The sequence below is a fragment of the Streptomyces sp. T028 genome (assembly GCF_048159505.1).
GTDB lineage: Bacteria > Actinomycetota > Actinomycetes > Streptomycetales > Streptomycetaceae > Streptomyces.
The window spans coordinates 12,773-27,173 of the sequence record NZ_JBLRVZ010000040.1; the positions used below are offsets into that span (position 1 = coordinate 12,773).

Annotated in this window: 17 protein-coding genes; 3 read left to right on the plus strand and 14 right to left on the minus strand. The window is 69.9% G+C overall.

From position 1 onward, the window contains the following. Positions 1–44: 44 nt before the first annotated feature. The 7 genes from ACLZN2_RS34600 to ACLZN2_RS34630 all read right to left on the minus strand — a co-directional run bounded on the left by ACLZN2_RS34600 (position 45) and on the right by ACLZN2_RS34630 (position 5,507). Positions 45–731, minus strand: coding sequence for a 4-carboxy-4-hydroxy-2-oxoadipate aldolase/oxaloacetate decarboxylase (locus tag ACLZN2_RS34600; protein ID WP_416983605.1), 687 nt, complete (start codon positions 729–731; stop codon positions 45–47). Then, on the minus strand, positions 728–1,477 hold the full coding sequence (locus ACLZN2_RS34605; RefSeq protein ID WP_416983399.1) for a PIG-L deacetylase family protein: 750 nt from the start codon (positions 1,475–1,477) through the stop codon (positions 728–730). The genes ACLZN2_RS34600 and ACLZN2_RS34605 overlap by 4 nt, the downstream gene beginning before the upstream one ends. A gap of 102 nt (positions 1,478–1,579) precedes the next feature. Then, positions 1,580–2,617 carry an alpha/beta hydrolase fold domain-containing protein gene (locus ACLZN2_RS34610; protein ID WP_416983400.1) on the minus strand — a complete coding sequence of 346 codons (1,038 nt, stop codon included), beginning with the start codon at positions 2,615–2,617 and terminating at the stop codon, positions 1,580–1,582. Then, positions 2,617–3,048: a metal-sulfur cluster assembly factor gene (locus tag ACLZN2_RS34615; protein WP_416983401.1), complete on the minus strand. Its 432-nt coding sequence runs from the start codon at positions 3,046–3,048 to the stop codon at positions 2,617–2,619. Before ACLZN2_RS34615 ends, ACLZN2_RS34610 begins: the two co-directional genes overlap by 1 nt. Continuing rightward, positions 3,048–4,124 carry an amidohydrolase family protein gene (locus ACLZN2_RS34620; RefSeq protein WP_416983402.1) on the minus strand — a complete coding sequence of 359 codons (1,077 nt, stop codon included), beginning with the start codon at positions 4,122–4,124 and terminating at the stop codon, positions 3,048–3,050. The genes ACLZN2_RS34615 and ACLZN2_RS34620 overlap by 1 nt, the downstream gene beginning before the upstream one ends. Before the next feature lie 48 nt (positions 4,125–4,172). Beyond that, a complete protein-coding gene (locus ACLZN2_RS34625; protein WP_416983404.1) occupies positions 4,173–4,574 on the minus strand; it encodes a GlcG/HbpS family heme-binding protein in 402 nt (133 codons plus the stop codon). A 72-nt stretch (positions 4,575–4,646) separates the two neighbouring features. Beyond that, complete coding sequence (locus ACLZN2_RS34630) at positions 4,647–5,507, minus strand: ester cyclase (RefSeq protein WP_416983405.1); 861 nt, start codon at positions 5,505–5,507, stop codon at positions 4,647–4,649. Between the two features lie 191 nt (positions 5,508–5,698). On the opposite strand from ACLZN2_RS34630, the gene ACLZN2_RS34635 reads away from it, so the two are divergent. The 3 genes from ACLZN2_RS34635 (at position 5,699) to ACLZN2_RS34645 (ending at position 7,290) form a co-directional block, all read left to right on the plus strand. Beyond that, complete coding sequence (locus ACLZN2_RS34635) at positions 5,699–6,112, plus strand: winged helix-turn-helix transcriptional regulator (protein WP_381297917.1); 414 nt, start codon at positions 5,699–5,701, stop codon at positions 6,110–6,112. Positions 6,113–6,269: 157 nt separating this feature from the next. After that, entirely contained in the window at positions 6,270–6,977 is a 708-nt protein-coding gene (locus tag ACLZN2_RS34640) for an alpha/beta fold hydrolase (protein WP_416983406.1), read from the plus strand. A gap of 37 nt (positions 6,978–7,014) precedes the next feature. Next, positions 7,015–7,290, plus strand: coding sequence for a muconolactone Delta-isomerase family protein (locus tag ACLZN2_RS34645; protein ID WP_381297913.1), 276 nt, complete (start codon positions 7,015–7,017; stop codon positions 7,288–7,290). A gap of 15 nt (positions 7,291–7,305) precedes the next feature. Here the strand turns inward: ACLZN2_RS34645 and ACLZN2_RS34650 are convergent, their stop codons facing one another. From ACLZN2_RS34650 to ACLZN2_RS34680, 7 genes are all read right to left on the minus strand, one after another. Beyond that, positions 7,306–8,265 carry an amidohydrolase family protein gene (locus ACLZN2_RS34650; protein ID WP_416983407.1) on the minus strand — a complete coding sequence of 320 codons (960 nt, stop codon included), beginning with the start codon at positions 8,263–8,265 and terminating at the stop codon, positions 7,306–7,308. Positions 8,266–8,359: 94 nt separating this feature from the next. After that, positions 8,360–9,697 (minus strand): MFS transporter, encoded by a 1,338-nt coding sequence (locus tag ACLZN2_RS34655; protein ID WP_416983408.1) that lies wholly within the window; start codon positions 9,695–9,697, stop codon positions 8,360–8,362. 52 nt (positions 9,698–9,749) lie between these two features. After that, positions 9,750–10,109, minus strand: a complete 360-nt coding sequence (locus ACLZN2_RS34660) for a hypothetical protein (protein WP_416983410.1) — start codon at positions 10,107–10,109, stop codon at positions 9,750–9,752. Then, positions 10,106–10,987: an extradiol ring-cleavage dioxygenase gene (locus ACLZN2_RS34665; RefSeq protein ID WP_416983411.1), complete on the minus strand. Its 882-nt coding sequence runs from the start codon at positions 10,985–10,987 to the stop codon at positions 10,106–10,108. Before ACLZN2_RS34665 ends, ACLZN2_RS34660 begins: the two co-directional genes overlap by 4 nt. Continuing rightward, positions 10,980–11,852 carry a citryl-CoA lyase gene (locus tag ACLZN2_RS34670; RefSeq protein WP_416983412.1) on the minus strand — a complete coding sequence of 291 codons (873 nt, stop codon included), beginning with the start codon at positions 11,850–11,852 and terminating at the stop codon, positions 10,980–10,982. The genes ACLZN2_RS34665 and ACLZN2_RS34670 overlap by 8 nt, the downstream gene beginning before the upstream one ends. Further along, positions 11,842–13,059 carry a CaiB/BaiF CoA transferase family protein gene (locus tag ACLZN2_RS34675; RefSeq protein ID WP_381297902.1) on the minus strand — a complete coding sequence of 406 codons (1,218 nt, stop codon included), beginning with the start codon at positions 13,057–13,059 and terminating at the stop codon, positions 11,842–11,844. Before ACLZN2_RS34675 ends, ACLZN2_RS34670 begins: the two co-directional genes overlap by 11 nt. Before the next feature lie 96 nt (positions 13,060–13,155). Further along, on the minus strand, positions 13,156–14,196 hold the full coding sequence (locus ACLZN2_RS34680) for an AraC family transcriptional regulator (protein WP_416983415.1): 1,041 nt from the start codon (positions 14,194–14,196) through the stop codon (positions 13,156–13,158). Between the last annotated feature and the right edge of the window lie 205 nt (positions 14,197–14,401).

Here is a 14,401-nt window from a genome sequence, read left to right on the forward strand (position 1 = left end):
GTGCCACACAGTGACCAGGCCGTGCCGACCGTCCCTCTCCACGGCTACGCGTCGTATGGCTGGTAACGCACCCCGAGACGCTCGAGGACCTCGCGCAGTCCGTAGCGGTCCAGGCCGAGCTGGCCGTCGATGAACGCGGCGCGGGTGGCGGCCTCCTTGGCCTCCCGGGCCTCGGACTTCTCGACCGTCTCGCGGACGCGCTCCCGGGGTACGACCACGACACCGTCGTCGTCGGCGAGGATCACGTCGCCCGGGTGGATCACCTGGCCGTCGACGGCGATCGGCACGTTGACCGAGCCGCCGGTGGCCTTGACGGTGCCCTGCGAGGAGACCGCCCGGGACCAGGCGGCGAAGCCCATCTCGCGCAGCTCCTGGGTGTCCCGGATACCGGTGCTGGTGACGACTCCGCGCACCCCGCGCTGCTGAAGCGCGGTCGCGAACAGCTCGCCGAACAGGCCGTCCGTGCACGGGGAGGTGGTGGTGACGACCAGGAGGTCGCCCTCGCCGCACTGCTCGACGGCCGCGTGGATCATGAGGTTGTCCCCGGGCCAGCTGAGCACGGTGACGGCGGTGCCGGCGACGCGCACGCCCTGCTGGACGGGCCGGATGTCCGGGCCCAGCAGGCCGGTGCGGCCCATGGCCTCGCTGACGGTGGCCACGCCGTACCGCGCGAGCGCGTCGACATCCTTCAGGTCCGCCTTCGGCGGGTCGGTGACGATGACACCCATCAGGACAGCTCCTTCGCGATCTGCGGGTAGGGACGCATGTACGCCTCGGCCATGGTCTTGTGGGCCAGGCCCAGGTTCGGCCCCGCGTTGCGCTTGAGCTGGACTCCGCGGCGGACGGCGAGGTCGGTGTAGTAGTCCCACAGGTGCTGCTGGGCGCCGAGGCACTCCATCGCCTTGCGCTTGGTCTCCCAGACCTCGGTGATGTCGAGGAGGACCTCGGGCCTGAAGCCGCTCATCTCGGGCTGGTGCGGCTCGAAGTAGAAGACCGGCGGGGCGCCGATGATCTCGCCCTCGCCCGGATAGCCGATGGCCTGCGCCAGGACGCGGGCCTCCAGCGCCATCCGGTTGGCGGCCGGGTGGTCGCCGTTGTAGGGGTCCTCGACGGGGTGGGTGAGGACCACGTCGGGCTGGGTGGCCCGGTAGACCCCGACGAGCTTGTCGGTCAGCTCGGCGGTGGCGACCAGCGGGTAGTCGCCGGCGTCGAAGAAGCGGACCTCGGAGCCGAGGGTGGCGGCGGCGCGCTCGGCCTCGTCCCGGCGTATCGCCTTGATCTCGTCGAGTTTCCTGCCCTCCCGCCAGGCCTTGGCGGACTCCCCGCGCTCACCGAAGGTCAGACAGGCGATGGTGACCTTCTCGCCCCGGGAAGCGGCCAGGGCGATGGCGCCGCCCGCCCGCCACACGAAGTCCCCGGCATGCGCGGTGATCACGAGAGTCGAACGTGGGCCGGCGAGCGCAGTGTGTTGCGTCATTGTTCTGATCTCCTTGCTGGACGGATCTACTGGACAGGTGCGCGCCCGAGCTGATCGATCGCCGAACCGGTCCTGCCCTGTGTGCGGTGGGCTGGGCTGGTCTCAGCCGTTCCAGGGGTCCCCGCGCAGGTGGCGGTCGAAGAACCGCTCGACCAGGCCCGGGGTGAGGACGACCTCGCGCTCGCCGGTGCCCATCGCGTCCCGCGACGAGTGCAGGGTGGCCCGGTAGGGTGCTTCCGGGTTCTCCCAGGCCGCCGTGTTGAGGAAGCCGTGGTCGACGCCGTGGACCAGGAGGAGATGCGCCTCGGCGCCGGCGGTCACCAAGGCGTCGAACAGTCTGCGGGCCTGTGCCGGGCCGATCACCAGGTCGGCGTCGCCGTGGAGCAGCAGGACCGGCGGGGCACCGGGGCCGACCTGGTGGACAGGGCTGGCGTCGCGGGCGAGGTCGGGCAGGTCGGCGGGCCGGCCGCCCAGCAGGCCCCAGGACGGGTCGTCCGGGTCCTGGTCGCCGAGGATGCCGCCGGGAAGGGCGTCCTCGGACACGCGCAGCAGATCGGTGGACGGGTAGCCCGCGGCCACCGCCCGGACCGCGGGCGCGTCGTCGCGGTCCGGGCGTGCTCCGGCGAAGCCCGCGAGCAGCGCCAGGTGGGCTCCTGACGAACTCCCCCACAGGCCGATCGCGTCCGCGTCCAGGCCGTACTCCGACGCGATACGACGCAGATGGCGCAGCGCCGCGGTGACGTCGTCGAGCTGGGCGGGCCAGATCGCGCCGGTGCTGGGGCGGTAGTCGATGTCGGCCATCGCGTAGCCGCGCCGCGCGAACAGGCGGATCAGGTTCGGCCCCACTCCCCGGCGCTGCATACGCCAGCCACCGCCGGGCAGCCACACGATCACCGGCGCCGGCAGGAGGGACGGTGTGGGCAGGTAGAGGTTCATCCGCAGTTCGACCTCGCCCTCGGCGCTGTCCGCGCGGCCGAACACCATGTCACGCAGCACCCGGACGTCCGGCGGGGGAAGAGTGGCGGCCGGCTTGGGCTCCTTGCTCAGACCTTCCATGAAGCGCTGGGTGACCGTGGCGTTGTGTGCCCGTACCGCGGCCAGGTCCCGGAATGCGGCCGAGGCCGCGGACGGGTCGTTCATCAGCGCTCCTTGCCGTTGCGCCCCGAGTTCAGCGGCGTCAAAGGCAGAAGCCTTCTGCGCTTCTCGGCCCGGTGCTCGTCGAGGCGCAGCCGGTAGTGCGGAGCGAGCCTGTCCTCGCTCCACTCCGTCTCGTGGTCCAGGGTGACGTCGACGCCCACGACACCGGGCAGGGCGGAGAGGCGTATGCGCGTCTCGTTGACGAAGGTGGCCAGCAGCATGCAGGTGGGGTCGGTGAGCGTGATCTTCACGCCGATCCGCCGACCGTCCGCGCCGTCGTCCCGGAACTGGACCTCACTGATCATGCCCATGTCGTCCATGCCGGCCGGGACGCCCGCGACGGTGCTGCATGGGTCGACGATCTCGTTGAGTACCTCCCGGACCCGCGCCTCGGTGAGCGCCTCACGGTCCGAGGTCTGGATGACGTCGTTCATCACGCCGCCTCTGTCCGCACCGGCTCCACGTTGCCGCCCCAGGCGGGCGCCAGTTCGTCGGTGTCGAACTCGTCGCCGGCGATCCGGGCTCGCAGCTCTTTCTCGTCGATGTCGTGCATGCGCAGGAAGTTGCGGCCGAGGATGTCCTTCTTCGCTTCGAGGGTGAGCGGCTCCAGGCCTTCTTCCTCGACCAGGTCCTGGGGAGTCTCGAAGTTCCAGAACGCCTCGATCAACGGGCGGGGATGGGCCGCGAGGCAGCCGGTGCCCCAGATGATGCGCTGGGCACCGTTGCGCGCCGCGAGGAACGCCCCCATCGCCTTGGCGAACCGGCGCGGGGCGGTACGTGCCAGGGAGGCGGTCACCTCCAGGTTGACCACGACGTTCGTGGTGGTGTCCATCAGCAGCGCGGTCTCCTCGACGAACGCCAGCCCGCCGTGGACGATCTCGAAGGTCAGGTCCGGGAACTCCAGCGCGGCACCCTCGACGTCGTCGATCCGCAGGGAGCCCGCCGGTCCGGGTCCTACCGGGAGTGCCTTGTGGATTCCGATGACCTTGACGCCGCGCTCCAGCGCGCGCTCGTACACCGGGAAGGACGTCTTCGGATCACTCATGTCCAGTCCGGTGATCCGCCCGTCGATCAGGTCGTACGGGTAGAACTTGAGCGCGTTCACCTGGTACTCGTCGACGAGTTCGTCGACGCGTCGCACCGCGCCGGGGCGCAGCGGGGACACCGCGCCGTAGAGGAACACCCGGTTCGGCCAGCGTTCGCGCATGGCGAGGCCGGTGGCCAGCGGGGATCCGCCGTCATGGAAGAAGTGGTAGATCGGCGTTTCGTGGTAGGCGATGATGTCGGACTGGCTCTCCGCGAGGACGGCCCGGCCCAGGACCTCGGGACCGGCTCCGTGCTCCATCCACATCGACTTCTCGATCGTGTAGTCGGGCCCGCTCCACTGTCCGTGGAGGTGGTGCATGTGCTCGCCGACCATGCGGCCCACGTTGTCCTCGTCGACGCAGTTCTCGGGCAGGAAGTTGTAGTCGTGGGCCACACCTTCGACCACGAGGGTGTCATCGATCATTGTCGGCTCCTTCTGTGCTCGTCCCGTTGAATGTGTGATTGGTTCCGCTCAGGCCAGCAGGGCCGCGATGCTCTTCAGCCCGTCTGCCGCGAGGCGGTCGTCGGTGGCAGCCAACGCACCGCCGACGCCGATGCCTCCGATGACCTCATCGGTGTCCGTAACGATCGGATGTCCGCCGGGGATGGCCAGCAGCTGACTGTCGATCAGGTGGGAGTCCTTGCCGAACTCCGCGAACTCGGCGGTCGGCAGATGCATGACCGCCGCCGTGTACGCCTTGCGTCGCGACGTCTCGACGCCGATCGGTGCGGCGCCGTCGTCCTTCAGCAGCACCTTGACGGCACCGCTGCTGTCGACCACGGTGACGCACACCTTCAGGCCCTCGGCGCGTGCGATCTCCAGAGTGGCCTCGGCGGCTTGGCGTGCGATGTCGTAGCTGAGGCGTTCCGTCATGTCGTCCTTCTCTCCTGTGCGTCGGGTGTGGCGGAGAAACCGCGGTCAGAACACGGTGTTGTCATGGGCCCCCTAGGTCGCCGGGACGGACTGGATGACGTCCCAGTGCTCGACGACCTTGCCGCCGCGGACCCGGTACAGGTCGAGGACGGGGGTACCGGGGTCGTCGGGGGCGAACTTGTAGAGGGCGTGGACGGCGACGTAGTCGCCCTGGGCGATGACCTGCTCGACGCTGACGCTGAAGCCGGGGTTCTCCAGGACGGAGGCGAAGAAGCCCTTGGCGGCCGCGACGCCGTTGGGCGACTGCGGATTGTGCTGGTAGAAGGGGTCTACGGCGTACCGGTCGAAGGCGGTGACGTCCCGGCCGACGGTCACCTCGTTGAACATGGTCGTCGCGATCCGCTTGCTCTTGGCGGTGGACACCCGCGGGTCCGGCCACTGTCGGCGCGGGGCGCTCAGCGTGGAGAACATGTCGTTGCCGCTGACGGTGCTGTCCGGCACGTCCTGGATCACGTCCCAGTGTTCGGCGATCTTCCCGTCCTGGACCCGGAAGATGTCGACGACCGCCTGGCCCTTGTCACCGGGATCCGACACGCTGTGGGAGTGCAGCAGGACCAGGTCGCCTTCGGCGATGGCCCGCTCGACGGTGACGTGCAGCTTCGGGTGGGCGGCGCGCAGGCCCGTGACGTACTGGCGCAACGCTCCGGTGCCGTCCGGGGAGTTCGGGTGGTGCTGGATGTAGTCCGGCCTGACGAACTTGTCGATCACGGCGAGGTTGCCGTGGTTGAACAGCTGGTCGAAGAAATGGACCACTATGGCCCTGTTCGCCGCGGCCTCCCGGTCTCCGGCATGCGCCGAGGCGACGCGGACCGGTCGGGGCGATGCCTCCGCGGCGGCCACAACCCCGCCCGACAGCACACCGGCCGTGACCATGGCAACCAGGACCCGTCCTGCTCTTCGGGTACGACTCGGGGAAATAAGCATGGCTGTGACTCACTTTCGTGAAGAGAGCTCCCTGGGGCGGCGCATCGGCGAGAGCCGGGCTGAGCAGGGGCCGCGTAGTTACCTCTTGTGCGTAACCCAATGATGGGTGACTATCGAGAAGGACGTAAGGAGGCACTTTCATGTCAGTCACGAACAGCGCTGTGCCCGTACCCGACCCCCTCGACAAGGACTGCCCGATCCGCGAGGTACTCGACCGGGTCGGCGACAAGTGGAGCACCCTGGTGGTCGTGCGGCTCGGCAAGCGCACCCATCGGTTCAACGAACTGCACCGTGAGATAGACGGCATCAGCCAGCGGATGCTGACGCTGACCCTGCGCCAACTGGTGCGCGACGGCCTGGTCAGCCGCAAGGCCTACGCCACGGTTCCACCACGCGTCGACTACGAACTCACCGAACTGGGCCGTACGTTGCTCGCCCCGATCACCGCGCTCCACGAATGGGCCGTGGCCCATCGCGACGACATCCGCCAGGCGCGCGTCGACCATGACGAGGCCGCGGCCGAGGGGCTCGATTCCGTGCCGGCGCCCGCTTGATCAAGGCCGCCCGCGACGGATGACGTAGACCGGGCGCGACGAGCCTCCGCCCGGATCGGGTCATTCGCGTGTTACCGAAGCCACCTGCCGCTCCCTACCGTCGGTTCCGTCACCGTCGTAGAAGGCGCGGTGCCGATGAGCAGAAGGTGGCGCCCGCATGAGCACATTCGTCCTCCTCCACGGTGCCTGGCACGGCGGCTGGGTCTGGCAGCGCGTGACCCCGGCCCTGCGCGCGGCCGGGCACGAGGTGTACACCCCCACCCTCACCGGCCTCAGCGACCGGGCCCATCTGCTGCATCCCCAAGTGGGACTGTCCACGCACGTCCAGGACGTCGTGGCACTGCTGGAGGCGCACGACACACGCGATGTGGTCCTCGTGGGGCACAGTTACGCCGGCCAGGTCGTCACCGGGGTCGCCGACCGCGTACCGGAGCGGCTGTCCACGCGTGTCCATCTCGACGCGTTCGTGGGGGGCGACGGCGACTCCGCGATCGACCTGCTCCCCGAGACGGTCGCCGGGCACTACCGCGAGTCCGTCACCGGGCCCGGGTTCGGCTGGCTCGTCCCGGTACGGCCGCTGGACAGACTCGGGGTGACGCGGAAGGCGGACATCGAGTGGCTCACCCCCCGGCTGACCCCCCACCCCTGGCTCACCTACACCGAACCGCTCTGGCTGACCGGCGGGGCCGACCTGGTGCCGGGGGCGTTCATCGAGTGCGTCGACTGGATGCGGGTCTTCACCGGGCAGGCCAAGCGCGCCGCGGGCCGCGGTTGGCCGGTGCACGAGCTGGCCACCGGTCACGAGGCCATGGTGACCGCCCCGGACGAGCTGGCCGCCCTGCTGCTGGAGATCGCCGCCCGATGACCGCTCCCGGCCACCTGTCCACTGAGAGGAGACCGCAATGGAATTCCTGGTCCGCACCGAGAACCGGCTGCCGGCTGACACCCCTGACAGCGTCCGTGAGCAGCTGAGACAGGGCGAACGGGAGCGCGCCATGGAGCTGCGCGAGGCGGGCGTGCTCATGCGGCTCTGGCGGGTTCCGGGCCGCAACGCCACGATCGGCCTGTACGAGGCCGAGGACCCCGCGGCCCTGCACGACGCCCTGACCTCGCTGCCCATGTGGAAGTGGATGGACGTCACCGTGGAAGCGCTCGCCACCCACCCACAGGAGCGGTGAGCGCTTGACGAGTCGTCAGAGTCCCAGCAGGCGTTCGGCGTTGAGGTGGTAGATCTTCGCCCGGTCGATCTCGCTGATCGGGGCGTTCTCGATGAAGGCGACGGCTTCGGCGTTGCCCTCCATGGGATAGTCCGTCGAGAACATGATGCGGTCGGCACCCAGGGCGAGCATGCTGCCCAGCAGCGGTGCCTGCGCGCACACCCCACTCGTGGTGATCATGACGTTCTCGCGGATGTAGTCCGAGGGCCGCTCCTTGTCGAGCTTGACCCCGCGACGGTTCGCGAACTCCCAGCGGGTGTCCAGGCGCCAGAGCATGCCCGGAAGGCTCTCGCCCATGTGCCCGAGGATCAGGGTGGAGCCCGGGAAGCGGTCGAAGACACCGGAGAAGACGATACGCAGGGCATGCGTGGCGGTCTCCACACCCCAGCTCCAGATCGGGCCGATCAGCTCCTCGTGACCGCGCAGGTTGTGCCAGGTGTCGAAGGAGTTGGCCGGGTGCAGATAGAGGGGGACGCCGAGGGCTTCGGCCCGTTCCCAAAGGGGCAGGAACTTCTCCGCGTCCAGGTATTCGCCGTTCGTGTGGCCGTTGATGAGCGCGCCACGCAGGCCGAGCTGCGTGACTGCGCGGTCCAGTTCGGCGACGGCGGCGTCCGGGGCCTGCAGAGCCAGTGCGGCGAAGCCCGCGAATCGTCCGGGGCTCTTCGCCACGATCTCGGCGAGGGAGTCGTTGCTGAGGGCCGCGTTCCGCACCGCCGTGGCGGTGTCCCGCTCCGCCTGGATGCCGGGCGAGACGAGCGAGAGAACTTCGACGTCGATTCCGTACTGGTCCATCTGGGCCAGCCGGACCTCGGAGATGTCGAGCAGCCGTCGCAATGAGGTCTTCCAGTAGTCCGGTGCGAACAAGGCGGCGCCGGGCAGGCTGTAGTGCTCCATGGCGGCGGTGGTGAAGTGTTCTTCGAGAGCGATCTTTCGCATGGTGGTTCTCGTTGCCCTTCGTAGGAGGACCGGACGTCCGGGCCGTTCGCGGTGCCGACGGCCCGGACGCCGCCGAGCTCAGGGCCGGCAGCGGTCAGGTGGCCGAGTCGGGGTGGAGGACGACCGCGGGAGGTGCCTGCGGCCGGGTCTCCGGGTGGGAGGCGCGGCGGCGCGGGACACAGGCTGCGGCCAGCGCGCCCAGGGCCCCGACGCCGGCGTAGATGTAGAAGTTCCATTTCAGGTCAAGTCCGGAGTCCAGGATCCGGCCGCCGAGGGAGGGGCCCGTGATGGCGCCGAGTCGGCCGACGGACAGGGCCCAGCCCACCGCAGAGGTACGCAGCTCAGGGGGCATCCGGTCTACGAGGAAGGCGTTGACTATGGCCTGCACACCGAGCAGTCCGAGTCCGCTCACCAGCAGGGACACATACAGCAGCCAGTCGGCCGGGCCCCGGCTGATCACCAGCAGGCCGACGCCGCCGGCCAGGAAGACACCGGCCACCACCCGGCGGGGACCGAGACGGTCGGCCAGCAGACCGCCAGGGACCAGGCCGATGCCCGCACCGATCCAGGACAGACTGGTCAGTGTGAGCGCGCTGCCGGTGGAGAACCCGCCTCGCTGCATGATGGTGGGCAACCAGGTACTGAAGCCGAAGCTCAGCAGAAGTCCACAGAACGTCATCAGCCAGAACAACACGGTCGTGAGTGCCAGCCCGCGCGAGAGCAGCGGGGCGAGCCCCAGCAGACGGTCCCTCGGTGCCTCGTCCGGCAGCTGCGGCTCGGGGAGACCGAACCGCGCGGCGACGCGGGTGGCCTCTTCGGGACGTCCGGTGCGCAGCAGGTGGAGCGGGCTGTCCGGCAGCCGCAGCAGGGCCCAGGGAACGACGGTGATGAGCGCCGTCGCGCCCACGAAGTACAGGACGCGGAACGAGACGTCGGGCAGCAGCCAGGCTCCGAGCAGCGGGGCGCCGAGAGCGCCCGAACACTGAGCCGCCATGACGACACCGATGTTCCGGGCGCGGCGCCCGGCGGGGGACATCTCGGCGACGACGGCCGTCAGCATGGGAAGCACGACGCCCAGACCCACGCCGGCCAGGAAGCGGGACGTGGCGAAAGTGCTGGGGCCGCCTGCCAGGCCGGCGGCGAGCATGCACAGGGAGAAGAACGTCAGGCCGCTCAACATGACGCGGCGGGGACCGATGCGACGGCCCGTCGCCCCGGCGACGCCGGCACCGATGAGCATGCCCAACGCCGTCAACGACCCGATGTCACCAGCCTCCCCCGCGGAGAGACTCCAGGACGGCGTGGCCAGCAGAGACGGCACCGTGGTGCCGTACACGGACAGGTCGTAGCCCTCGAACATGGCGATCACTGCGGTGAGCAGGAGGAACGACGGGGTGGCGGGGGCGCGCAGTGTGCCGGGGTTTGCTTTCACGGGCGGTTTCCCTTCAGGGAATGTCCTCAGCGGCGAGGACCGTTCTGTCTGCTCATGTGGTGATGTCGGGGTACGGCATCCGGATGTGCTTCATGCGCTCGGCGTACGCCCTCTGGTACTCCAGCGGCCCGTGGTCGCGCTCGAACAGGGCGATGAAGAGGGTGAGGGTGAGGAAGGGGTGGGCGCCCATCTCGAACAGGGCGACGTGGTCGTGCCGGCGCAGCGCGTCGCGCTCGTCCTCGGTGAAGGACAGCCAGGTGGTCCGCTCGGCGTCGATGCAGTTGAGCAGCTTTCCGGCCATCTCGTCCTCCCACCAGTCGACGGTGTTGGCAGGAGCGGTGCGGTAACGCTCGACCAGTTCGGGGTCGCGGTCGACGGTGTAGAGGAACTTGTTCAGCAGGTACTTGCTCACCGGGTCACCTCCGCCGCGCGCGGCGTGCCGCCGGGATACCAGGTGAAGTACGCCTCCATGGTGTGGAACAGGTCGAGGGTGTCGACGTGGTCGGCCTTCCTGCCCTCGCCGGCCACCCCCATCATCAGCAGGAAGTCCATGAACCCGTGGGTGGCGTTGCCGGGGGCGTGCAGGCTGTCGAGGGTCACCTCGGACAGACAGCCCTCGATGTCTCCGGAGGCGATCCACTCCACCGCCTTGCGGTCGAACTCCGGGTCGGGACCGTGCTCACCGAACTGACGCGGGCCGCCCAGCTCCAGCGAGAGATGACCGGTGCCGATGACGGCGACCCGTTTGTCGCTGTCCCAGGACTCGACCATCTCCCGGATCGCCCGGCCGAGTTGGACGAACCGCTTCGGCTGCGGCAGCGGCGGGGCGAAGATGTTGGTGTAGACCGGCACGATGGGCAGGTCGGCCTCGGGGCGCAGCGTGATGATCGGGCAGGTGATGCTGTGGTCGATGCGCAGCTCGTTGGAGAAGGCCAGGTCGAAGTCGCGGTCCAGACCGTCGCGCAGCAGATGCGCGGCGAGGTCCTCCTCGCCCTTGAGGAGCATCCGGGGCAGGCCGAACTCGCGTTCCTCGTTGTACCAGTTGGCGTCGAACACCGGCGCCTTGCCGATCAGGAACTGCGGCATGTTGTCCAGCCACAGCTGGTGGAAGTGGTCGCTGCCGATCATCACCAGGACGTCGGGCTCGGCGGCGGTCAGGGTCTGCCGGAAGCGCTCGATCTTGGCCACCCACTCGTCGGCGAACGGCGGGCGGTCCTCGCCGGTGGCGGTGCTGGTGCGGTAGTAGAAGGGGTGGTGGGTGGACGCGATGACCGCGGCCAGTTCAGCCATGACGGCCTCCGTCGGTGTCGTGGGGGGCAAGGGGGTCGGGCAGGTAGGGGTCCGGAGCGACGGACCGGTTGTTGAGGTCCACCGCCAGGAAGATCTCGTTCGCCACCGGGTGGCGCAGTTCCTCGGCCAGTTGCCCGATCAGGCCGGCGGTGCGGGCCAGCAGCGCGAAGCCGCGCAGCAGTTCCAGGGGCAGTCCGAGGTCGGCCAGGGCCGCGCCGCAGACTCCGGCGCCGTTGAGCGGCAGCTTTCTGCCCAGCACCTGCGGGTGGACCCGGCCGATCGCCGCGAACAGGGACAGGTGCGGGCCGAGTTGGTTCTCCTCGGCAGCGATCCGCAGCAGCCGTGGGGCGCGGGGGTCGCCGTCCTTGTGCACGTGGTGCCCCAGGCCGGGAACGAACCGGCGGGCCGCGCGCTGCGCCCGTACGGTCTCCAGGGCGAGGGCGTCCCAGCCCGCGTCGTCGGTGGGCAACGGGCCGTCCGCTCCGGTGAGGACGTCGTGCAGGAACCGGCCGCAGTCCTCGGTGACCCCGAGGAAGCGGGAGCCGCCGCCGAGCAGCCCGGCGGCGAGGGCGCCCTGCACGGAGTCCGGAGCGGACAGGTAGGTCAGCCGGGTGACGATCGCCGTCGGGGTGAAGCCGTGGTCGGCCAGCGCCGCGAGCACAGCCTCGAACACCCGGGTCTCCCCCGGTGTGGGCCGCCGCTGGGCGGCCAGCCAGAACGCCAGCTCACCGAAGCCGACCTTCCCCATCACGTCCTGGGCCAGATCAGTGCCGAGCAGGGTGATCGCCGTAGGGGTCGACGCACCGAGCGCGGTGGGATAGACCGGGCGGTCGACACGTTCCCGGTCGTCGGTCTCATCGGTCACGGTCGTCCTCCCGTGGGGCGGTGAGCCAGGCGCGGACCTCGGTGCCGTGTTCGTCGAGCGCGGGTGGCGGGAGCCGGTAGGTCGCCGGTGTCCGGGACAGCCGGACGGGGTTGCGGACCGTAGGGACGGAGTCGTCGCCGTCCCCTGCCTCCACGACCGGTTCCAGGCCGAGATCCTCGGCGAGCCGGACGCCTCCCGCGATGGTGTTGATCGGCCCGCAGGGCAGTCCCGCGTCGGTGAGGACACCGAACCATTCCTGGGCGCTCTTCGTGGCCAGCGCCTCCAGCAGCAGGGGCCGTAGCTCCTCGCGGTGGTCGTTGCGCTTGCCCACGGTGTCGAAGCGCGGGTCGGCGGCGAGGTGCGGGCGGCCGATCGCCGCCGCGAGCTTGCGGAACTGGCCGTCGTTGCCGGCCACGACGATGAGTTCGCCGTCGCCGGTGCGCAGTGGCTCGTAGGGGAACAGACTCAGGTGCGCGTTGCCCATCCGGGTCGGGACGACATCCCCGGCGACGTAGGCGGAGGTCTGGTTGACCAGCGCGGAGAGCGCGGAGGACAGCAGATTGGTCTCCACGTGCTGTCCCTCGCCCGTGCGGTCCCGGTGGTGCAGCGCGGCGAGGATCCCGATGGCCGAGTGCAGGCCCGTCATCACGTCGAAGACGGAGATGCCGGCGCGGAACGGCGGCCCGTCCGGGTCGCCGGTGAGGCTCATCAGCCCGGACATGCCCTGTACGAGCAGGTCGTAGCCGGGCAGTTTCGCCCCGGCGCCGGTACCGAAACCGCTGATCGAGCAGTAGATGACCGTCTCGTTGCGGGCGCGGACGGTGTCGTGGTCCAGGCCGTAGCGGGTCAGACCGCCCGGTTTGAAGTTCTGGATGAGCACGTCGGCCCGCGCCGACAGTTCGTGCGCGAGCGCGAGGTCGCCGGGGTCCTTCAGGTCCAGCGTGATCGACCGCTTGTTGCGGTTGATGGCCAGGTAGTAGGTGGCGACGTCGCCGCGGACCGGGGGGACCCAGCTGCGGGTGTCGTCCCCTCCGGGCCCCTCGACCTTGATCACCTCAGCGCCCAGGTCGGCCAGCAGCATGGTGGCGTACGGGCCTGCCAGCACGCGGGAGAAGTCGGCCACGACGAGCCCGCTCAGCGGGCCCGCGGATGGTGGTGCGGCGCTCACGGAAGCCCCTCCATGTGTGATGCGGACAACTGCGGCCATCACCGTGCACGGGAAGGAGGGGTCGAGGGCAGCCGCTTCGCGCAAGCGGCGCGGCCGATCCGCGCAACGCCGTGGCGCGCGTCGGCGGCGGACCTCTCAGCGACGCACTCGGCCGCGGGCGGTGCCGAGGGTGGTGGCGGGGAACTCCCCGAAACGGTCACGGTAGGCGCGCGCGAAGCGGCTGGGGTTGGTGAACCCCCAGTGCGCGGCGATGTCGGCGACGGAACCGGCGCCCTGTGCGAGGTCGTCATGAGCGCGATCGAGCCGCACCTGACGTACGAACTGCATCGGGCTGATCTGGTAGCGCTCCTGGAAGGCGTACTGGAGGCTGCGTGCGCTCATGCCGGACCGCCGGGCCAGGTCCGCGACGGTGTAGGGGCGGTCGGGCGCGCGCTCGATCTCCTCGACGACCCGGTCCAGCGTCCCGCGGGGCATGGGAGGGTGCGGACCGGTGAGCAGCTGTTCGGTGTAGGAGTGCCGCTGGGACAGCAACAGGCCGGTGACCAGGCTCCGTTCTAGGAGTTCCTGGTGGTGTCCGGGCAGCGGATCGCCGGGGACGTTCACCGAGTGCAGCAGGGCGGACAGGATCGACATCCACCGCCGGCCCGGGCCGCCGTCGACGGGAAACGCCAGGTGGAAGTCGATGGGCTTGACGACCGGTCGGCCCAGCAGGGCGGCCAGCTCCTCCTCCACCCGGTTCCGGGTGATCTTGATCGACAGCTGGGTGGCGTCGGCCTCCCACCGGGGCAACGTGGTGTGCCGGCCGGGGCTGAAGACGGTCGCCGTCCGCGGCGAGGCGAGCGCCTCCTCTTCGCCGCACCGGGAGAGGACCTGGCCGGTGAGGACGACGTTCACGTGGTAGGCGGGCAGCTCCCCGGGGTCGACGCTGGCCGTGGTCCCCGGCCGGACGTAGCCGATGGTCGTCAGCGCGAGGTGCACGGCGCTGATCCGCGGCTGCCACGAGGCCGGCCGACGCCCCAGCGCGTCGATCCGCGCCGGGTAGAAGTGCCGGTTGAGGGTGTCCCGGAACAGGCCGAAGTCGGAGGCCGTGACCTCGTTGGGCGCGTCGAGGAATGCCTCGTACGGCAGGTCGGGGAGACCGGACGAGGACGGCCGGGCCTGCGTGTCAGCGTGCATACGGCACCTCTTCGTCGTCACACGGTTTGCCTGGCTGATTTCTACGCTTCGGGCCCCCTGTGGTCCACGGGGCGGACGTAAGGGATGCCTCATGAACCGGTAAGCCGGGCGACGGCGATGCGCGAACCGGCCGCGGCCGTGCGCGATGTGTCTCGATGCCCGGGGCACTCATTCCTACTGTCGCTCTCATGGTGCGAGTCACGAA